This is a genomic window from Oerskovia sp. NPDC057915 (genome assembly GCF_042887685.1).
Classification (GTDB): Bacteria; Actinomycetota; Actinomycetes; order Actinomycetales; family Cellulomonadaceae; genus Oerskovia.
Genome location: NZ_JBHVOS010000030.1, coordinates 18,427 through 38,265, shown reverse-complemented (window position 1 = coordinate 38,265; position 19,839 = coordinate 18,427). Strand labels below are relative to the sequence as shown.

Here is a 19,839-nt window from a genome sequence, read left to right as displayed (position 1 = left end):
CGGCTCACCCTGCGCGGTGGCCTCGGGTGCGGGCGCCCCGTGCGCGACCGTTCCCCGCGGGTGCCCGCCCGACGAGCACGCGGGGTGGGCGCCGTCGTCGGGCGTGCCGGTGACGGCCGGTCCTGCGGGCGTGCCTCCCCGCGACGAGCGGCCCGCGAGGGAGTCCTCGTGGCCGGACCGCATCCACACGAGCGTGGACCGCACGGCGCGCGCCACGAGCACGCCGTCCTGGTTGTGCCCACGGTGCTCGAGCGTCACGATGCCCTGCCCGGGCCGCGACGCGGACGGCCGCTTCTCCAGGACGACGGTCGAGGAGTACAGGGTGTCGCCGTGGAACACCGGGTGCGGGAACGCGACCTCGGCGAACCCGAGGTTGGCGACGATCGTGCCCTGCGTGAGCTGCGCGACCGAGGCCCCGACGAGTGTCGAGAGCGTGAGCATCGAGTTGACCAGGCGCTGCCCGAAGGGCTGGTCGGCGGCCCACGCGGCGTCGAGGTGGAGCGACTGGGTGTTCATGGTCAGCGTCGTGAACAGCACGTTGTCGGCCTCGGTCAGCGTGCGGCCCGGGCTGTGGACGTAGCGGACCTCGGTCTCGAGCTCGTCGTAGTAGAGCCCGCGCTGCTCGATCTCCCGCATCCTGCACTCCTTCCGTCTGGTCGTCCTTGGTCGCGGTCGAGAACGAGGCTGCGGTCGTCCTGGCCGGTGTGTCGGCCTCGACCTCGTTCTCGACCGCGGCTCACGCCGAGAGCCCCAGGCCCCGCGCGATGATCATGAGCTGCACCTCCGTGGTCCCCTCCCCGATCTCGAGCACCTTGGAGTCCCGGTAGTGGCGGGCCACGGGGTTCTCGTTGAGGAACCCGTACCCGCCGAAGATCTGCGACGCGTCGCGCGCGTTCGCCATGGCCGCCTCGCTGCCCACGAGCTTCGCGATGGACGCCTCGACCTTGAAGGGGAGGTCGTTCGCGAGCCTCGACGCCGCGTCGTAGTAGCAGAGCCGTGCCTGGTGGACGCGGGCCGCCATGCGCGAGAGCGTGAACGCGATGTGCTGGTTCGAGCCGATGTCGCGGCCGAACACGTTGCGGGTCCGCGCGTACCGCAGCGCCTCCTCCAGGCAGCCCTGGGCGGCCCCCGTGGCGAGCGCCGCGAACGCGATGCGCCCCTCGTCGAGCGCGTGCAGGAAGTTCGCGTAGCCGCGGCCCAGCTCGCCCAGGAGGTTCTCGGCCGGGACCCGGACGTCCTCGAACGTCAGCGGGTGGGTGTCGGACGTGTGCCACCCGACCTTGTCGTACGCCGGGCCGACCGTGAACCCGGCCGTCCCGGACGGCACCAGGATCGACGACAGCTCCTTCTTCACGGTCCCGTCGTCGCGCACCTCCTCCGCGGTGACCGCGGTGACCGTGACGACGCTCGTGATGGGCGTCCCCGAGTTCGTGATGAACTGCTTGCTGCCGTCGATGACCCACACGCTGCCGCCGTCCGGTCCGGGCTCGTGGCGCGCCGTCGTGCGCGTGGCCCCCGCGTCCGAGCCCGCCTCCGCCTCGGTCAGCCCGAACGCCGCGAGCGCCCGGCCCGTGACGAGGTCCGGCAGCCACCGCTCGCGCTGCTCGGCGGTCCCGTGCCGCACGATCGGCATGATCCCCAGCCCCACGCCGGCCTCGAGCGTGACCGCGATGCTCTGGTCGACGCGCGCGAGGGCCTCGACCGCGAGGCACAGCGACAGGTAGTCCTTGCCCTGGCCGCCGTGCTCGACGGGGAACGGCAGGCCGAACAGCCCCAGGTCGCCCATCTCGCGGATGATGTCGAGCGGCAGGCGGCGCTCGGTGTCGTACTGGTACGCGGCGGGCGCGACGACGGTGTCCGCGAACTCGCGCACGGTGTCGCTGAGCTTGCGCTGCTCGTCGGTGAGCTCGGTGTTCATGGCGCTCCTGGGGTGTGGGAGGGGACGGGGACGGCCGGGATGTCGGCCTGGGGTCGTGGCATCGGGGGCGGGCCGGGCGGGTCCGCCAGGTCGTCAGGGGCGGGCGCCTCGTCCGACGCGACAGCCTCGTCCGCCGGGGCGGGCGCGGCGGCGTCGTCGGGCTCCGGTTCGACGCGCGCGACGACCTCGTCGCGCCGCACGAGGTCGCCCGGGCGGGCCGTGAGCCGCACGACGCCCGCGTGCGGGGCCGTGAGCGCGTGCTCCATCTTCATGGCCTCGACCACGACGAGGACGGTCCCTGCGGCGACGGTCTCCCCGTCCGCGACGGCGACCGCGACGACCGTCCCGGGCATGCCCGCGCGGACCTCGGGGCTCACGGGGCCGTCGGTGCGGTCGGAGGCGTCGCGGCGGGCGGCAGCGCTCCGTGCGAGGCGCTCGGCGCGCGTCGGGACGGCGACCTGCACCACCCGGTCGCCACGCGCGAGCCAGACGCTCCCGTCGGGGTCGCTCGCGAGGTGCACTGCCTCGCCCACGCCGTCCACGACCAGCCGCCACGCGTGCCCCACGACCGGCATCAGCGCGGCCCGCCGGGCCGCACCCGGTCGTGGCCCCCCGTCCACGTGCACGACGGCGTCGCTCACGTCCCCCGTCACGGTCACCTCGTGGGGCTCGTCGGTCGGGGCGAGCAGCACGACCCGGCGCGGGCGCGGCGCGGCGTTCAGGCGCCAGCCGTCGTCGGCACCCCACGGGCCCGTCGCGCGCGGCGCGACGCCGTGAGCGTCCGACCTCGCGAGAGAGAACAGGGCGACGGCGACGAGGTCGCTCTCCGTCACGGCGTCCGACGGCACGCCCCCGCCCGCGACGAACCGCTCGACGAGCCCCGTGTCGAGGTCGCCGGACCGGACGTCCGCATCCGCGAGCAGCGCCCGCAGGAAGCCGATGTTGGTCTCGACCCCCAGCACGAGCGTCTCCGCGAGCAGGCGGTCGAGCCGGTCGAGCGCCTGGGCCCGGTCGGCGCCGTGCGCCACGGCCTTCGCGAGCAACGGGTCGTAGTCGCCCCCGACGCGCAGGCCCTCGGTGAGGCTGCTGTCGAGACGCCACCCGGCGCCGTCGGGCTCGTGGAGCGCGAGGACCTCGCCCGTCGCGGGCAGGAACCCGCGTGCCGGGGACTCGGCGTAGACCCGGGCCTCGACCGCGTGGCCCCGCAGGACGACGTCCTCCTGCGCGAACCCCAGCGCCTCGCCCGCCGCGACGCGGAGCTGGGCCTCGACCAGGTCCAGGCCCGTGACCATCTCCGTCACGGGGTGCTCGACCTGCAGCCGCGTGTTCATCTCGATGAAGAAGAACGTCTCCGGGTCGTCGGCGGGCACGAGGAACTCGACGGTCCCCGCGCCCTCGTAGCCGACGCTGCGCGCGACCTCGCACGCGGCCTCCCCGATGCGGGCGCGCGTCGCGGCGTCCAGCAGCGGCGAGGGCGCCTCCTCGACGACCTTCTGGTGGCGCCGCTGGAGCGAGCACTCGCGCTCCCCCAGGTGCACGACGGCGCCGCGCGAGTCCGCGAGCACCTGCACCTCGATGTGGCGCGGCCGGGCGACCAGGCGCTCGACGAGCAGCGTGCCGTCGCCGAACGACCGGGCCGCGACGCGCCGGGCGCTCGCGAGCGCAGCGGGGAGGTCCCCGGCCGACGTCACGACCTGCATGCCCTTGCCACCGCCACCCGCCGAGGGCTTGACCAGCAGCGGGAAGCCGACGTCGCGCGCCGCCAGGGCGAGGGCGTCGTCGTCGAGCGCCCGGCCGGTCGCAGGGTCGCGCCCCGTGCTGCCCGGCACGACCGGGACCCCGCGCGCCGCGACGATCTCCTTGGCCGTGATCTTGTCGGCCATCGCCTCGAGCGCCGCGACGCTCGGCCCGACGAACACGATGCCCGCGTCCGCGCAGGCCCGCGCGAGCCCGGGGTTCTCGGACAGGAAGCCGTAGCCGGGGTGGATCGCGTCGGCCCCCGTCGCACGGGCCGCGTCGAGGATCGCGGGCACGCTCAGGTACGACTCGGTCGCAGGGGCCGGACCGATGCGGACCGCGACGTCGGCGAGGGACACGTGGCGCGCGCCGGTGTCGGCGTCGCTGTGGACCGCGACCGAGCGGATGCCGAGGCGGCGCAGCGTCGCGATGATGCGGCACGCGATCTCGCCACGGTTGGCGACGAGGACGGTGCCGAACGGCCGCGCGGCGTCATGGCCGGCGTGACCCGGGGTGCTCGCTGGTCCTGACGACAGCGGGGCGGGGTGCGGGGCGGCAGGCGGGGCGGGGTGCACGGTGTCCACGGCCCTCACATCCTGAAGAGCCCGAAGCGCGGGCCCTCGGTCGGTGCCAGCGGGATGCGGGCGCACACGTCGAGCGCGAGCCCCAGCACGCGGCGCGTGTCGGCAGGGTCGATGACACCGTCGTCCCAGAGCCGGGCCGTGGCGTAGTACGGGTCGCCCTGCTCCTCGTAGCGCGAGCGGATGTCCTCGCGGAAGGCGGCCTCGTCGTCGGGCGCCCACCGCTCGCCGCGCGCCGCGAGCTGGTCGGCCTTGACCGTCGCGAGCACCGACGCGGCCTGCGGGCCGCCCATGACCGAGATCCGGCTCGCGGGCCACGACCACAGGAAGCGCGGCGAGTACGCGCGCCCGCACATCGAGTAGTTGCCCGCGCCGAACGACCCGCCGACCACGACCGTCAGCTTGGGCACGCGCGTCGTCGCGACGGCCGTGACCATCTTGGCGCCGTCCTTGGCGATGCCCCCGGCCTCGGCGTCGGTCCCGACCATGAACCCCGAGATGTTCTGGAGGAACACGAGCGGGATGCCGCGCTGGTCGCACAGCTCGACGAAGTGCGCGCCCTTGAGCGCCGACGGGCTGAACAGCACGCCGTTGTTCGCGACGATCCCCACCGGGTGCCCGTGCAGGTGCGCGAACCCCGTCACCAGGGTGTCGCCGTACTCGCGCTTGAACTCGTGGAACACGCTGCCGTCGACGAGCCGCGCGACGATCTCGCGCGCGTCGTACGGCGCCTGGACGTCGACCGGCACCGCGCCGTACAGGCTCTCGCCCGGTCCGCCGGGCTCGTCCTGCCCGACGACGGGCGGGGCGCTCCGCTCCACGGCCCACGCGGGTGCGGGGTCGGGCGGGAGCGTCGAGACGATGCGTCGCACGATCGCGAGCGCGTGCTCGTCGTCGTCGGCGAGGTGGTCCGTGACGCCCGAGCGGCGCGCGTGCAGGTCACCGCCGCCGAGCTCCTCGGCCGTGACGACCTCGCCGATCGCGGCCTTCACGAGCGGCGGGCCACCCAGGAAGATCGTGCCCTGGTTCCGCACGATCACGGTCTCGTCGCTCATCGCGGGCACGTACGCACCGCCCGCGGTGCACGAGCCCAGGACCGCCGCGATCTGCGGGACGCCCGCGGCCGAGAGCCGGGCCTGGTGGTAGAAGATCCGCCCGAAGTGGTCGCGGTCGGGGAACACCTCGGCCTGGAGCGGGAGGAACGCGCCGCCCGAGTCGACCAGGTAGATGCACGGCAGCCGGTTCTCGAGCGCGATCTCCTGGGCCCGCAGGTGCTTCTTGACCGTGAGCGGGTGGTACGTGCCGCCCTTGACGGTCGCGTCGTTGCACACGACCAGCACCCGCCGCCCCTCGACGACCCCGATCCCCGCGATCACGCCCGCCCCGGGCCACTCGCCGCCCAGCATCCCCTCGGCCGCGAGCGGCGCGATCTCCAGGAACGGGCTGCCCTCGTCGAGCAGGTGCTCGACGCGCTCGCGCGGCAGCAGCTTGCCGCGCGCGACGTGCCGGACGCGGGACGGCTCGGGGCCGCCGAGCGCTGCCCGTGCCGTGCGCTCTCGCAGCCCGGCGACGAGCGCGCGCTGGGCTGCGTCGTTCGCGCGGGCCGCCGGCGAGGACGGGTCGACGGTCGTGCCCAGGACGTCGCCGACGCCCGGGTCGCCGGGGCGGGCCGCCCCGGTGGCCGGCAGGGTCGTGGTCACGAGGTCGCCCCCGTCCGGGAGGTGCCGGGGGTGTCGGGGGTCGCGGGGGTGCCCGGGTCGCCCGGGTCGCCCGGGTCGCCCACCAGGAGCAGCGCGAGCGCGGGGTCCGCGAGCAGCGCCCCGAGCTCGGCGAGGAAGCGGGCGCCCTGCTCGCCGTCGACCACGCGGTGGTCGAACGACAGGCTCAGCGTCAGGACGTCGCGCAGCGCGACCTGCCCCTCGTGCTCCCAGGGGCGCTTGCGCACGGCTCCGACGCCCAGGATCGCGGCCTCGCCCGGCACCAGGATCGGTGTACCGGCGTCGACGCCGAACACCCCGACGTTGGTGATCGTGATGGTCGCGCCCGTGAGCCGCTCGGGCGCGGTACGTCCGCTGCGGGCCGTCGCGGTGAGGTCCGCGAGCGCCTGCGCCAGCCCCGTGAGCCCGAGCGCGTGCGCGTCGGGCACGTGCGGCACGACGAGCCCTCGCTCGGTCGCGACCGCTATCCCCAGGTGGACGCGCGGGCTGTGGACGATCTCCGCACCCCCGTCCGGCAGGTCCTCCCACCGGCTGGCGAGCGAGGGGTGCCGCGGGAGCACGACGCACAGCGCCCGCGCGACGAGCGCCAGGACCGTGACCCGGGTCCCGCGGGCGAGCGGGTGGGTCCGGAGCCGGTCGAGGAGGTCGGTCGAGGGCGTCACGTCGAGCGTGAGGAACACGGTCGCGTGGGGCGCGGTGAACGCGCTCGCGACCATTGCGGCGGCGGTGTGCTTGCGCACGCCGCGCACGGGCGTGCGCGTCTCGCCCCTCGACGGCGTGGCGTGCGTCGAGCGACCGGCGTCGCTCGTGCTCTCCCCGCCCGACGGCGCCTGGACCCTCCCGCTGCCGGGTTCGGCCGGCGTGGCGCTCGTCCCGGGCAGCGGGAACCCGCCGGCGCGACGGGAGGCCGCGCGGGCCAGCCCGGACTGACCGAGGAGGTCGCGCAGCGAGGTCGGTGCGTGGCGGCCCGTGGTGCGGGGCGTGGGCTCGTCGGCGTCGGCACCTTCATCGTCGTCCCACCCGTCGGCCGGGCCCGCGGTGCCGAAGCCTCGGGACGCCGGTCCCCTCGACGCGTCGCTCGGGAGACCGTGGACGCCGTTGCGCTCCCGGCCCGTGCCTGCGCGTCGACCGCCTGCGGACCCCTGCCCGGTCCCGGTCTCGGTCCCCTCGCGGGACCCGTCCTGCGCACAGCTCACGGCCGCGAGGACGTCCTCGCGGGTCACGAGGCCGCGAGCGCCGGTCCCGACGACCCGTTCGAGGTGGACCCCGAGCTGCTTGGCCAGCCGGCGCACGGGCGGGGTCGAGCGGGGGCGCTCGATGGGGGGCGTGCCGGGGCTCGCGCCCGCTGCTGCGCTCGCACCGCCCCCCGTCCCCGGACCGCTACCGGCAGCGGCTCCGGCTCCGGCTCCCGCTCCGGCCATGTCGTCGTCGGAACGCTGCCCGTGCTCGACCCCGTCCGCCGAGATGCGGCCATCTGGGGTGCTGCCCCTGCTCTCGACCCCAGCTGGCCGCATCTCGGCAGTGGCCGGAGCCGGGGACCGACGTGCTCGCCGCGTGGGTCGGCCCGAACGTTCCGGTCGCGCGCCGTACCCGACGAGGTTCGGCTGGGGCGCCTCCTCGGCCGCGTCCTGGCCGCCGCCGGCCGTGAGACCACCGGGCGTGGCGCCGTCGGGCGTGGCGACCACGGCGGACGCGGCCGCCGACGAACCCGCGGGGGCGACGCCGTCGCGCGTGAGACCGCTGGCGTCGAGCCCATCGGGCGTGGCGCCGTCGGGCACGGCGACCACTGCGGACGCGGCGGCCGACGAACGATCGGGAGTGGCGCCGTCGGGCGACGGGTTCCCGGCACCGCCTGCCCTACGTCCCGCACGAGCACCGCCGGCCGACCGCCCGGCGGCGGGCACTGCGCCCGGCCCCCCGGCCTCGTCCGGGACCTCGAACGTCACGAGCGGCTCGCCGACGTTGACCGTCTGCCCCGGCTCGGCGTGCAGGACCGTGACGACACCCGCATAGGGCGACGGGAGGTCGACCAGGGCCTTGGCCGTCTCGACCTCCGCGATGACCTGGTTGAGCTCGACCCGGTCGCCCGCGGCGACGTGCCAGCTCACGAGGTCGGACTCGGTGAGACCCTCGCCGAGGTCGGGCAGGAGGAACTCGCGGATGCTCATCACCGTGCCGCCCCCTCGAACGACGCGTACTCCGACGCGTACGCCCCGCGCCCCAGGACCCGGTCGACGCCGTCGAGGATCCGGTCCAGGTCCGGGACCTGGTGCTGCTCGGCCTTCGCGGGCGGGTACGGGACGTCGTGCCCCGTGACCCGCACCGGAGCGGCCTCGAGGTGGTCGAAGCAACGCTCGGTCGCCGCCGCGGCGACCTCGGCACCCAGGCCCACCTGGTGCGGGGCCTCGTGCGCGACGACCAGGTGCCCCGTCCTGCGGACCGACGCCGCGACCGTCGCGTGGTCGATCGGCGAGAGCGAGCGCAGGTCCACGACCTCGACCGACACGCCCTCGTCGGCGGCCGCGAGCGCGGCGTCCCGGGCCGTCGTGACGAGCGACCCGAACGTCACCAGCGTGACGTCCGTGCCCGGCACGACGACGCGCGCCGCGTCCATGGGGTCGGCCGAGCGCAGGTCCGCCGCCTCGTTGACCTCGCCCTTGAGGTGGTAGCGGCGCTTGGGCTCGAAGAAGACGACCGGGTCGTCGCACGCGATGGCCTGCTGGAGCACGGTGTACGCGTCCTGCGGGTCCGAGACCGTCACGACCCGCAGGCCCGCGGTGTGCGCGAAGTACGCCTCGGGCGACTCCGAGTGGTGCTCGGCCGCCCCCAGGCCGCCGCCCACGGGGATGCGGATCGTGATCGGCAGGCGCACCGCGCCGCCCGTGCGGGCGTGCATCTTGGCGAGCTGGGACACGATCTGGTCGAACGCGACGTAGACGAACCCGTCGAACTGGATCTCGCACACCGGCCGGTAGCCGCGGTACGCGAGCCCCACGGCCGTGCCGAGGATGCCCGACTCCGCGAGCGGCGTGTCCAGCACGCGACGCGGGCCGAACTCGGTCTGGAGGCCGTCCGTCACGCGGTAGACGCCGCCGAGGCGGCCGACGTCCTCGCCCATGACGACGACCTTGTCGTCGTTCGCGAGCGAGCGGCGCAGGCCCGCGTTGAGGGCCTTGGCGAGCGTCAGGGTGGTCATCGGGCACCGTCCTTCGCGTCGGGAGTGCTGGGGGCGCCGGGCTCCGGGGAGTCGGCGAACCCCTCCAGGTACTGCGCGTACGCGGCGCGCTCGGCCGCGAGCGCCGCGTGCGGCTCGGCGTACACGTGGTCGAAGATCGAGAGCGCCGACGGGTCCTCGAGCCCGATGCACCCCGCACGCAGCTCGGCCGCGGCCCGGTCCGCCACGCCCTGGACGCGCGTCTCCTCGGCCTCGGTCAGCAGGCCGCGGTCGGTCAGGTAGGCCCGGTAGCGGGAGATCGGGTCGCGCCCCGCCCACGTCTGGAGCTCGGCGGGGTCGCGGTAGCGCGTGGGGTCGTCGGCCGTGGTGTGCGGGCCCATGCGGTAGGTCACCGCCTCGATGAACGTCGGCCCACCGCCCGTGCGGGCCCGGTCGAGGGCCTCGTGCGTCACGGCGTGCACCGCGAGGACGTCGTTGCCGTCGACGCGCACGCCCGGGAGACCGAAGCCCGCGGCGCGGTCCACGAGCGGCACGGGCGACTGGAGCGTCACGGGCTCGGAGATCGCCCACTGGTTGTTCTGGCACAGGAACACCACGGGCGCCCGGTAGGTCGCGGCGAACACGAACGCCTCGTTGACGTCTCCCTGGCTCATGGCGCCGTCACCCAGGTAGGCGACCGCGACGGCGTCGGCGCCGTCGTTCTGGATGCCCATCGCGTAGCCCGTCGCGTGCAGCGTCTGGGCGCCGATGATGACCTGCGGCGTCGCCATGTTCACGGCGTACGGGTCCCAGCCCGACGCCGTCACGCCGCGCCACACCCGCACGAGGTCGACGAGCGCGACGCCCCGCGTGTACGCCACGGCGTGCTCGCGATAGCTCGAGAACACGAAGTCGTCGGCGCGCAACGCCCGGCCCGAGCCGATCTGCGCGGCCTCCTGCCCCAGGAGCGGGGGCCACAGCGCGAGCTCGCCCTGCCGCTGGAGAGCCGTGGCCTCGGCGTCGATCCGACGCACCACGACCATGTCCTCGTACAGTCGAAGGGCCGCCGCGGGGTCTGCGTCGAGTCCTTCCAGCCACCGGTCCTGCTCCGCCGATCCGTGGCGTGCACCGGCCTCGTCGAGCACCTGGACGACGTCCTGTGTCGTCCGCGGCTCGACACGGCTGTCCACCTTGCTGGGCGTCATCGCGTCACCTCGCGTCTGCTCCCGTGCTCGTCGTCGAGCACCCCGCCGCTCACCGTCGAGCACCGGATACCGCGAACGTAACCCCGCCCCGCACATGGCTCCAGTCATTGCGGAAAGGCTGCGCGGTCTGCTCCCGGATGTCGGGCTAGGCTGAACAATGTGCGCAGCTACGATGCCGTCGACCTCGATCTCCTCGTCGCGCTCGCGAAGGACCCGCGCGGCACGATCGTGGCGCTGGCCGAGCGCCTGCGGCTCTCACGGAACACGGTGCACGCGCGCATGGCCCACCTCGAGGAGGCCGGGGCGTTCCTCGACTTCGACCGGCGCATCAGCCCGGAGTTCCTGGGCCACCCGCTGACCGCGTTCATCGAGGTCGAGGTCAAGCAGAAGGAGCTCGGTCGCATCGTCGCGACGCTCGCGGAGATCCCCGAGGTCCTCCAGGCGCACGGGCGCAGCGGAACCTCGGACCTGCGGGTCCTGGTCGCGTGCCGCACCACGGACCACCTGTTCCGCATCGACGCGGCGATCCTCGCGATCGACGGGGTCGAGCGCACCGAGACGTCGCTCTCGATGGGCGAGCTCATCCCGTACCGGGTGCGCCCCTTGATCGAGCGGGCCCGCAAGACCCTCTAGGGCGGCCCCGGGGACGGTCCGCGCCGGGCCCCGCCAGGCCGGGCCAGGCCGCGCTGGCCCCGCCGAGCCCCGCCAGGCCGTGAGACGGGTGGCCCTCCCCTACCGCAGGTCGCGCAGGTATGCCGCGGCGCCGTCGAACGCGGCCATGCGCCGCTCGTAGTACACCGCGATGATGAGCAGCAGCCCGCCGGCGGCCGTCAGGGTCAGCATCCACGGCCCGGCCGAGACGGCCGTGCCGAGCTGGCCGACGAACACCACGAGGATCTCGATCGGCAGCACCACGACGCCGAGCACGAACGGCGCGGCGAGGTGGAACCGCGTCCCGACCAGCACGGCCGCGAGCGCGAGCCCGATGACGAGCACCGCCCGCCACGTCCGGGCATCGGTGGAGGTCGCGAGGACGGACGGCCCGAGCGTCGCCGCGATCCCCACGGCAAGGGTGCGCCACGACCCGGCGTACCCGACCGGCCAGTCGGCGAGCCGGGGCCGCGTCACGACCGGCACCCCGACCGGCCCACCGGCCCCCGCCGCAGCCGCAGCCGCAGCCGCCCCACCTTCCCCGGAGTCCCCGCCTCCCGCCAGGGCGACCGCCCGCGTCGTCGCCGCGAACGCCAGGTACCCCGCGACGAGCAGGCCTGCACCGAGCGGCAGCGAGAAGACCTCGACGCGCAGCTCGCGCGGGCTCCACGCACCGATCGCGGCGGTGAGCGCGAGCGCCCACACGAACCACGTGGGCGGCCACCGCAGGTCCTCGCGGCGGCGGGTCGCCACGGCGCGGCGCACGGTGTGCACCACGAGCACGAGCAGCGCGACCTCGACGAGCCACGCGAGGGCGATCACGGTCCAGCTCTGCCCCACGGCACCGACCGGCCCGACGACGGCGAGCACCAGCGCGGGCGCGGCCCACCACCGGCGAAGGGTCGGGTCGAGCGGGTGGGGAGCGGCGCCGTCGGGCTCCTCGGTCTCCCGGCGGGCATCACCCCAGGGCGCGACCGCGGCGACGAGGCGGTCACCTGCGAGCGCCGAGAGCGCGGCCCCCGCCGCGGACCAGGCGAGCGCGACGAGGTAGACGCGGGTCGGGTCGGCGTCCCCGGCCGCCTGGGTCGACTGGAGCGCCGCGACGAGGCCCGCGACCGACGCGAGGATCGCGGCGAGCGCGAGGCGCGACGCGGCGTCGGCCGCCCAGGTGGCGCTCACGCGGGTGCCCCGCGCCGCGAGGCGGCGAGCCGTCTCACCGGCTGCGACGAGGAGCAGGCCGAGCGCGAGGATCGTGGGGTTGCGCCACGCGTCCCCCTCGGGCACGAGGATCGACACGAGCAGCGAGGGCAGGACGAGCAGCCCGAGCCCGCACGCAGCCAGGTGCCTGCCCGTGGGGGAACGCCGGGCCAGGAGCCCGCCGACGACCACGGCCGCGAGCGCGGGCGGTGCCGTGTACGCCTCGACGAGCCCGACGTCGAGCAGGGCGAGCAACGACCACAGGGCACCGACCCACAGCCCGCCCGCGACCCACCACGCCCAGCGGCGGGACGGTCGTCCGGCGACGACCGCAGCCCCCGCCCCGAGGACGAGGAGCACGACGGCCGCGGTCTCGGGTCCTGCCGCGACGCGCACCAGGGCGAGCACGACCGTGAGGGACGCGGTCACGAGCACGCTCACCTCGACCGCACGTCCGGCGTCGAGCACGTGCCGGTCCGGGAGCCCCCGCGCGGTCAGGTACGCCTGGGCGGACGGCACCCCGACCACGGCCGCGGCGGTCAGTATCGCGACGAGAGGCAGCACCACGGGCGACGCGCTGCCGGGCACGAGCTCGGCGCCGAGGCAGACCAGGACGACCGACGCCGTCGGGAGCAGGAGCCCCGCCGCGGCCACGCGGACCGCGCGCGCCATCTCGGACCGACGGGTCAGGACGAGCACGCCCTCGAGCGCGAGCATGGTCGCCGCAGCGGTGGCGGACCACCAGCTGCGCTCGTCGAGCACGGTCGCGACGCCCATCAGGAAGGGCACCGACGTCGTGACGAGCACGGCCCACCACGACGGCTGCCCCACCGCGCGGACCCGCGTGACGACGATCGCGACGACCGAGGCCGTGACCGACACGACCGCGACGGCCTCCGTCGTGCCGAGGCCCGCCCAGCCGAGCGTCGTCCCGAGGACCAGCAGCGCGTACGCGTAGCCGCCCCCCACGAGGAACGGGTGCGCCGGGGCGGGGACCGTGCGGCGCGCGAACAGCAGCAGCGCGAGCACGACGGCGCCGCTCAGCACGACGGTCGGGCGCGCCGCCCAGGACACGAGGGCCGCGAGCCCCGTCGCGACGAAGGCGCCCGTGAGCGCGGCAGCGGCCCAGGCCCCCAGGGGCCACGGGGCACGGGTCCTACGGGCGGGCGTCTCCTGGGTCGCGGTCGCGGGCGCGGACGGCGACGCGGCGACGGGCGTCGCGACGGTCCGAGTCGCGACGGCCGGAGTCGCGACGGTCGATGCCCGCCGCGCCTGCGCGAACCGGCCCGCCACGACGAACAGCGCGAGCGCGAGGACCGCGAGGGCCACGAAGCTGGTGACCGCGGCCCAGGCCGGGTGCAGCGCCACCCCGAGCACGAGCACGAGAGCGGTCCACGGCGCCGCCTCCCCTGCGGCGCCCACGAGACCCGTCCGGGCAGAGACCGTCGGCGCGGTCGCCGTCGGAACGGTCGTCGTCGGCGCCGACGGTGCGGTCGCCACCGAGGAGGTCGCCACCGACCCGGCCTCGCGCGCCTCGTCGGGGCCCACCGGGCCGGTCGGCTCCGATCCTGTCGTCCCCAGCCTCAGGCGGCCGACCCCGAGCATCGCGAGCAGCAGGGCCGCGACCCCGACGAGCGCGGCCGTGGACGCGGCGTCGTCGAGCGTCCCGACCTCGGCGAGGCGGTCCGTCGTGAACGACCACGTGGTGCCCGTGGGCCGGATCGTCGAGACCGGCACGAGCAGGCCCGTCAGCCCGTACGCCGCCGCAGGCAGCGCGGCGAGGCCGAGCACGGCCGCCCCTCCCGCCACGAGCGCCGCTCGGGTCCGACGGGCCGTCCGGGCCCGCGTCGCGACGCCGACCAGGACGACCCCCGCGAGCAGCCCGGCGACGGGCGCGGTCCCCAGCCACGCGGGATGGGAGCCGATACCGAGGAGAACCCCCGCGAGGACCGTCGCCCCTCCCGCCGCGCACCACCACACGCGCTGTCCCGTGGAGCGGGCCAGCACGCACGCCGCGCCCGCAGCGACCAGCACGAGCAGGGCGGCACCGCTCCAGCCCGGGACCCCCGGGACCGGGGGCACGAGCAGCGCCAGGCCGACGGCGGTGGGGAACGCGAGGAACCGCACGACGTCGAGCACGGTCTGCTCGAGGGTCAGGGGCGACCCGAGCCGCTCGCGCGAGCGGCGCAGGAACGGCAGGTCGAGCACGGTCACGAGCGAGGCGGCCAGGAGGGCGACCGAGTAGGCGGCGAACGTCGACGCGGTCAGGCCGTCGAACGCCCCCGCGAGGATCACGGGCACGACCGGGCTGAGGATCAGCCCGGCCGCGACCCAGCTCCGCATGCGGACCCGGTGACCGGCGGCCAGGAGGCCGACGACGACCAGGAGCAGCAGGACACCCCGCACGATCGCCGGGTCGGCCCCGCCCAGCAGGCGCGCGCTCACGACGAGCTCGACGTCGACGAGGAGCAGCACGACACCGAGCGCACCGATCGACTCGGCCGACGCACCCATCCCGCGCGTGCGCAGGAACGCGGCCGTCGAGAGTGCGAGGAGCGTCACGACGCCCGTGACGAGGGCACGGACCGCGAGGTCGTCGGCAAGCGTGAAGAAGACGAACACGATCGTGGCGACCGCGAGCAGGCCCGCCCCGGCGCTCGCGAGGATGGGCTGGAGCCCGAGGCTCGAACGGGCCGGGGACGAGACCTCGGCCCTGCCCATGGCGGCGGTCGGCGTCGCGCCACCGGCGTGCACGGGCGTCAGCGGCCGCGGCGCGATGGGGCGCGGGCGTCCGGGCCCGACCGGCGCGGGCCCGCGCTCCTCGGCCGTGCTCAGCGCGCGCAGCGCACCCAGCGCCGAGGCCCGACGCTCGAGCGCGAAGGCCGCCTCACGGGACGCCCGGAGCACCTCGACGGCCCAGGGGCCCGTCAGGGCCAGACCGCAGTCACCGCAGCGGGCCGACGTCAGGACGGCTCCGCAGCCCGGGCAGGCGTGCTGGTCGCGAAGCCGCGACGTCGCGACCTCGACCCACTGTTCGCTCATGGGCACATCATGGCGAACTCCCAGGTCGGGCGCGGGATCGTCCGGTGGGGCGCCGGTGCGGATCAGGTGAAGGGCGCGCTCCGGGCCAGGTCGTCGTCCTGCCCGGCCTGCACGACGGGTGCCCGGGACGCGGCCGGGTCGGTCGGCACGGTCACAGCCGCGATGGCCGTGGTGAGCGGGATCGCGAGCACGAGCCCGATCGACCCGACGAGCGTGCGCACGACCTCCTCCGCGATCTCCCCCGACGTGAGGTTCACGCCGAGCGCCTGGTCGGACAGCCAGACCGCCATGAGCAGCGGCAGGGCCGCGCCGACGTAGGCGAACGCGATGGTGTAGACGGTCGAGGCGATGTGGTCGCGCCCGATGCGCATGGCCCGCGTGAAGAGCTCGCGTCGTGAGGCCCAGGGGGCGAGGGCGCGCAGCTCCCACACGGTCGAGGCCTGCGTGATCGTCACGTCGTTGAGCACGCCCATGCCCGCGAGGACGATCCCGCAGATCGCGATGCCCTGCAGGTCGATCGCCGGTGCGTAGGACGGGAGCCACAGCGCCTCCTCGGACGTGAGCCCGGTGATGTGCGAGGTCGAGGCGCCCCACCACGCGAGCACCGCGGTGAGGACGAGGCCCACGAGGGTCCCGACCATCGCGGTCGAGGTCCGGACCGTGAACCCGTGCGCGACGTAGAGCACCACGAACATGACGGCCGACGACGTCACGAGGGCCACGGCCAGGACGTTCTGGCCCGCGAGGAGCGCGGGCAGCGTGAACTGGCCGATCGTCACGAGAGCGACGACGAGTCCCGCGAGCGCGGCCAGCCCTCGGAGCCGGGCGACCGCGAGCACGAGCGCCGCGTACGCGATGGCGAGCACGGCGATCGGTACCCCGCGCTCGAAGTCGAGGAAGGCGTAGGGGGTGCTGCCGTCGCCCTCGGCCTGGGAGATGTAGAGCATCCGGAGGCGGTCGCCGACGTCGAAGCCGTGATGGACGTACTCGGGCGGGGCCACGACCTCGGTCTCGGTGCCGTCGTCGAGGCGGACGGGCACGAGCCCCGTCTCGACCTCGGCCTCGCCCGTGACGACTCCGCGCACCACGTGCGTGCCCTGGGCCGTGAACGGGACCTGGTCGGGCAGGTCGGCCGCGCGGGGCCAGAGCGTGACGAGCCCGACGATCGTCAGGAGGAGGGCGGGCACGAGGATCGACGCGAGCACGATCCGGACCCGTCGTGTCGCGGGCAGCGCCGGGCCGCTTCCGTGGGAGTGCCCGTGGGAGTGGTGGCTCATGACGCCCTTCGGATCAGCCGGTCGGGCGCACGCCCTGGGACCCACCCACCCTAGAGAATGAGAACGGTTATCGCTGCAAGCGACGCGCCGGGCCGACCCGCTTCGCGCCGGGCCGCTCCGCTACAGACCGGCCCCATCCCCTTCGGCACGGGGACGACAGAGGCCCGGGTGACCGACGTCGTCGGGCACCCGGGCCTCTGCACGGGGTGCGGGGCGTGGCCCCACGGTGCGACACGCCTCAGCGTGCCGCGAAGATCACTTGGTGACGGCCTTCTTCAGGAGGCTGCCGGCGCTGATCTTGACACCGAAGCCGGCGGGGATCTGGATCTCCTCGCCGGTGCGGGGGTTGCGGCCCGTGCGAGCGGCACGCTCGACACGCTCGACCGAGAGGAGGCCGGTGACCTTGACGGCCTCGCCCTTGCCGAGCGACTCGACGAGGACTTCCTGGAACGCGTTGAGGGCGTTCTCGGCCTGAGCCTTGGTGAGGTCGGACTTTGCGGCGATGGCCGAGACGAGCTCAGACTTGTTGAGCGACATGCGGATCCCTTCATCGGTTCACGCCCCGCGGTGGGCACCGCGCGACGTTGAGGTCTCAGTTTGCCAGCCCTGAGGCGGGACTTCGTGGACAACACTAAGGAATCTACGGGGTTCTGCGCGCGTTTCCGCGCCGAAACGGTTCCTCTGAGCGCAGAATCTTGTCCGATCCGCGCCGAATGTGACCTACTGGGCGCCTCCTGACCTCCTCGGGGCGCCCTCCCGGACGTGCGACGAGCCGCCCACCCCGCAGGGTGGACGGCTCGTCGCAGCCCCGGCTCGTCGGCCGGGCGAGGGCGGTTCAGCGACCGTCGCTCTTCGCCGCGCCTCCCGTGGCGCCCTTGCCGTAGCGCTGACGGAACTTCTCGACGCGCCCGGCGGTGTCCACGACGCGCGCGGTGCCCGTGTAGAACGGGTGGCTCGCGCTCGAGATGTCGACGTCGACCACCGGGTAGGTGTTGCCGTCCGTCCACACGATCGTCTTGTCGGGGCGCCCCGGACCGGAGGCCGAGCTCCCGGCGAGGGTGGACCTGGTCAGGAACGCGAAGTCGGCCGAGATGTCGCGGAACACGACCGGCCCGTACTCGGGGTGGATGTCCTTCTTCATGGGTGCTCCTCTGCGTGTCTCGACTACCAGCTGGACTTGGTGACGCCCGGGAGCTCGCCGCGGTGCGCCATGTCGCGCAGCCTGATGCGGGAGAGCCCGAAGCGCCGGTTGTACGCGCGCGGCCTGCCGTCGACGACGTCGCGGTTGCGCAGGCGGGTGGCGCTCGCGTCGCGCGGCTGCTTGCGCAGCTCGGTCGTGGCGGCATCCTTCTCGGCGTCCGACGCGCTGGGCGACGCGATGATCTTCTTGAGCTCGGCGCGGCGCTCGGCGTACCGGGCGACGATCACCTCGCGCTGGGCGTTGCGTGCGATCTTGGACTTCTTGGCCATGCGGCTCCCCTTACCGTTCCTCGCGGAACGCGACGTGTCGTCGCGCCACCGGGTCGTACTTGAGCAGGGTCAGCCGGTCCGGGTCGTTGCGGCGGTTCTTGCGGGTCACGTAGGTGTACCCGGTCCCTGCGGTCGAGCGCAGCTTGACCACGGGACGCAGCTCGGTACGTGCTGCCATCAGACCTTCTCCCCTCGAGCGATGATTGCGGCGACGACCGCGTCGATCCCTCGACGGTCGATCGTCCTGATCCCCTGGGCGCTCACTCTCAGCCTGACATGCCGGCTCAGGGACGGCACCCAGTAGCGCTTGTGCTGGATGTTGGGGTCGAAGCGTCGCTTGGTCCGCACGTGCGAGTGCGAGATCGAGTGGCCGAACCCCGGCGAGGTGCCGAGCACCTGGCAGACGGCGGACATGACGAACTTCCTTTCGGTGGGTCGCGGAGACCCGACACTAGTTATTGAGAACCGTTCTCGTCAAGAGGTATGCTCCCAACTGATGAGAACCGTTCTCTGTAGAGGTGGAGCGTCCGCATGCCCGCAGATATTCCCGGGAACCCCCGCACGTCCGGGACCCGCGTCCCGCTCAGCGTGCTCGTCACGATCGACCCCGTGCTGCGCGACACCGCGATCTTCGGGCTCGTGACCGACACGCCACGGTCGGTCGCGCTGCGCCACGACATCCACGCCGAGGACGGCACCCTGCGGCGCCTGGTCGTGGACGCGACCGGGGTCGTCGAGGACACGCTCGTCGACCTCGAGCACGCGTGCCTGTCGTGCGCGGTGCGCGAGGACGCGATCCCCACGCTCCACGACCTCGCGCGCGACGGCCGCTGGGACCAGGTCCTCCTCGCGCTGCCCGTGTCCGCCGAGCCGCTCCCCGTCGCGCGCGCCCTCGACGCGGCCGCACGCCCCGGCGGCGCGCTCCACGGGCTGCGGCTCGCCACGGTCCTCACGGTCGTCGACCTCGCCGCGGTCGAGACCGACCTCCTCGACGACGACCTCCTCGAGGAGCGCGGGCTCGCGCTCACCCCCACGGACCACCGCTCGGTCGGCGAGGTGCTCGCCGCCCAGGTCGAGCACGCCGACCTCGTGGTCACGACCGGCGCCCCGCCGGCGCCCGACCTCGGCGACGCCGGCGGCCCCGGGCTCCCGTCAGCGCCCCGCACGCCCGACGACGTCACGCGCCCAGGCGGGCACGCGGCGGTCCAGGCCGCGTGGGACGGACGCCGCGCGAGCGCACGCACCGGATCGGGTCTCGTGGACCGCCTGCGGCCGCACGCCTCGACGCGGGTCGACGGCCTCGAAGGGCTCCGCTTCTCCGACCTGTCCGCAGCCTCGCACGACGCGGCCGCCGCCGAGCAGCGCGCGCACCCGCTCGGGGTGCGCGCCGCCGTCGGGCAGGACCCCGCGACCGGGACCTGGACCCTCGAGCTCGCCTCCGACCTGCCCTTCGACCCCGAGCGCCTCCTCCACCAGGTCCGCCGCCTGGGCACCGGACGCCTGCGCAGCCGCGGCGTGTTCTGGGTGCCCAACCGGCCCGACTCGATGTGCGCGTGGGACGGCGCGGGCGGGCAGCTCAGCATCGGGGCGGTCGGGACGTGGGACGACACCGTGCCGCGCACGCGGCTGGTCATCACGGGCGCGGCCGACTCGGCCGACGACCGCGCGGCGCTGGCCACCGCGTTCGACGAGATCCTCGCGACCCGCGAAGAAGTCGCCGACGGCGGCCTGCGGTGGCTCGGCCGCGAGGACGTGCTCGCGCCGTGGCTCGGGGAGCGCAGCGACGCCCTCTGACACAGGTGCCTGCCGAGGGGACGACGGACGCCCCGGGACTCGTGGTGAGTCCCGGGGCGTCCTGGTCGCGCTGCGGCCGGCCCGAGGGGGCCGAC

General features: G+C 74.9%; 15 protein-coding genes and 1 pseudogene. 2 read left to right on the top strand and 14 right to left on the bottom strand.

All coding sequences use genetic code 11. The annotated features are described in order from the left end of the window. Positions 1 to 168: 168 nt before the first annotated feature. From ACFVQ3_RS17325 to pdhA, 7 genes and pseudogenes are all read right to left on the bottom strand, one after another. A pseudogene (locus tag ACFVQ3_RS17325) lies at positions 169 to 636 on the bottom strand (MaoC family dehydratase); the annotation flags it as partial. Positions 637 to 736: 100 nt separating this feature from the next. Next, positions 737 to 1,918, bottom strand: coding sequence for an acyl-CoA dehydrogenase family protein (locus ACFVQ3_RS17320; RefSeq protein WP_387641673.1), 1,182 nt, complete (start codon positions 1,916 to 1,918; stop codon positions 737 to 739). Continuing rightward, the gene (locus ACFVQ3_RS17315; protein ID WP_387641709.1) at positions 1,915 to 4,191 is read right to left on the bottom strand and encodes an acetyl/propionyl/methylcrotonyl-CoA carboxylase subunit alpha; all 2,277 of its coding nucleotides are present in this window, start codon (positions 4,189 to 4,191) and stop codon (positions 1,915 to 1,917) included. The genes ACFVQ3_RS17320 and ACFVQ3_RS17315 overlap by 4 nt, the downstream gene beginning before the upstream one ends. 53 nt (positions 4,192 to 4,244) lie before the next feature. Continuing rightward, complete coding sequence (locus tag ACFVQ3_RS17310) at positions 4,245 to 5,873, bottom strand: carboxyl transferase domain-containing protein (protein ID WP_387641706.1); 1,629 nt, start codon at positions 5,871 to 5,873, stop codon at positions 4,245 to 4,247. A 59-nt stretch (positions 5,874 to 5,932) separates the two neighbouring features. Next, entirely contained in the window at positions 5,933 to 8,122 is a 2,190-nt protein-coding gene (locus tag ACFVQ3_RS17305) for a dihydrolipoamide acetyltransferase family protein (protein ID WP_387641670.1), read from the bottom strand. After that, positions 8,122 to 9,150 carry an alpha-ketoacid dehydrogenase subunit beta gene (locus tag ACFVQ3_RS17300; protein WP_387641667.1) on the bottom strand — a complete coding sequence of 343 codons (1,029 nt, stop codon included), beginning with the start codon at positions 9,148 to 9,150 and terminating at the stop codon, positions 8,122 to 8,124. Before ACFVQ3_RS17300 ends, ACFVQ3_RS17305 begins: the two co-directional genes overlap by 1 nt. After that, positions 9,147 to 10,313: a pyruvate dehydrogenase (acetyl-transferring) E1 component subunit alpha gene (pdhA, locus tag ACFVQ3_RS17295; protein WP_387641665.1), complete on the bottom strand. Its 1,167-nt coding sequence runs from the start codon at positions 10,311 to 10,313 to the stop codon at positions 9,147 to 9,149. Before pdhA ends, ACFVQ3_RS17300 begins: the two co-directional genes overlap by 4 nt. Positions 10,314 to 10,472: 159 nt before the next feature. Between pdhA and ACFVQ3_RS17290 the strand changes: the two genes are divergently transcribed. Continuing rightward, positions 10,473 to 10,946, top strand: coding sequence for an Lrp/AsnC family transcriptional regulator (locus ACFVQ3_RS17290; protein WP_193719117.1), 474 nt, complete (start codon positions 10,473 to 10,475; stop codon positions 10,944 to 10,946). A gap of 99 nt (positions 10,947 to 11,045) precedes the next feature. Here the strand turns inward: ACFVQ3_RS17290 and ACFVQ3_RS17285 are convergent, their stop codons facing one another. From ACFVQ3_RS17285 to rpmB, 7 genes are all read right to left on the bottom strand, one after another. After that, on the bottom strand, positions 11,046 to 15,203 hold the full coding sequence (locus tag ACFVQ3_RS17285; protein WP_387641662.1) for an SCO7613 C-terminal domain-containing membrane protein: 4,158 nt from the start codon (positions 15,201 to 15,203) through the stop codon (positions 11,046 to 11,048). 62 nt (positions 15,204 to 15,265) lie between these two features. Continuing rightward, positions 15,266 to 16,480 carry a YibE/F family protein gene (locus tag ACFVQ3_RS17280; protein ID WP_387641659.1) on the bottom strand — a complete coding sequence of 405 codons (1,215 nt, stop codon included), beginning with the start codon at positions 16,478 to 16,480 and terminating at the stop codon, positions 15,266 to 15,268. A 255-nt stretch (positions 16,481 to 16,735) separates the two neighbouring features. Beyond that, complete coding sequence (locus ACFVQ3_RS17275) at positions 16,736 to 17,017, bottom strand: HU family DNA-binding protein (RefSeq protein WP_030150363.1); 282 nt, start codon at positions 17,015 to 17,017, stop codon at positions 16,736 to 16,738. Between the two features lie 298 nt (positions 17,018 to 17,315). Beyond that, positions 17,316 to 17,621 carry a type B 50S ribosomal protein L31 gene (locus ACFVQ3_RS17270; protein ID WP_138822198.1) on the bottom strand — a complete coding sequence of 102 codons (306 nt, stop codon included), beginning with the start codon at positions 17,619 to 17,621 and terminating at the stop codon, positions 17,316 to 17,318. Between the two features lie 23 nt (positions 17,622 to 17,644). After that, a complete protein-coding gene (gene rpsN / locus ACFVQ3_RS17265) occupies positions 17,645 to 17,950 on the bottom strand; it encodes a 30S ribosomal protein S14 (protein WP_387641656.1) in 306 nt (101 codons plus the stop codon). A 10-nt stretch (positions 17,951 to 17,960) separates the two neighbouring features. After that, positions 17,961 to 18,128, bottom strand: coding sequence for a 50S ribosomal protein L33 (rpmG, locus tag ACFVQ3_RS17260; protein ID WP_387641654.1), 168 nt, complete (start codon positions 18,126 to 18,128; stop codon positions 17,961 to 17,963). Next, positions 18,128 to 18,364 carry a 50S ribosomal protein L28 gene (rpmB, locus tag ACFVQ3_RS17255; protein WP_387641651.1) on the bottom strand — a complete coding sequence of 79 codons (237 nt, stop codon included), beginning with the start codon at positions 18,362 to 18,364 and terminating at the stop codon, positions 18,128 to 18,130. Before rpmB ends, rpmG begins: the two co-directional genes overlap by 1 nt. 117 nt (positions 18,365 to 18,481) lie before the next feature. Between rpmB and ACFVQ3_RS17250 the strand changes: the two genes are divergently transcribed. Next, a complete protein-coding gene (locus ACFVQ3_RS17250; RefSeq protein ID WP_387641648.1) occupies positions 18,482 to 19,744 on the top strand; it encodes a CobW family GTP-binding protein in 1,263 nt (420 codons plus the stop codon). The last annotated feature ends 95 nt before the right edge of the window (positions 19,745 to 19,839 follow it).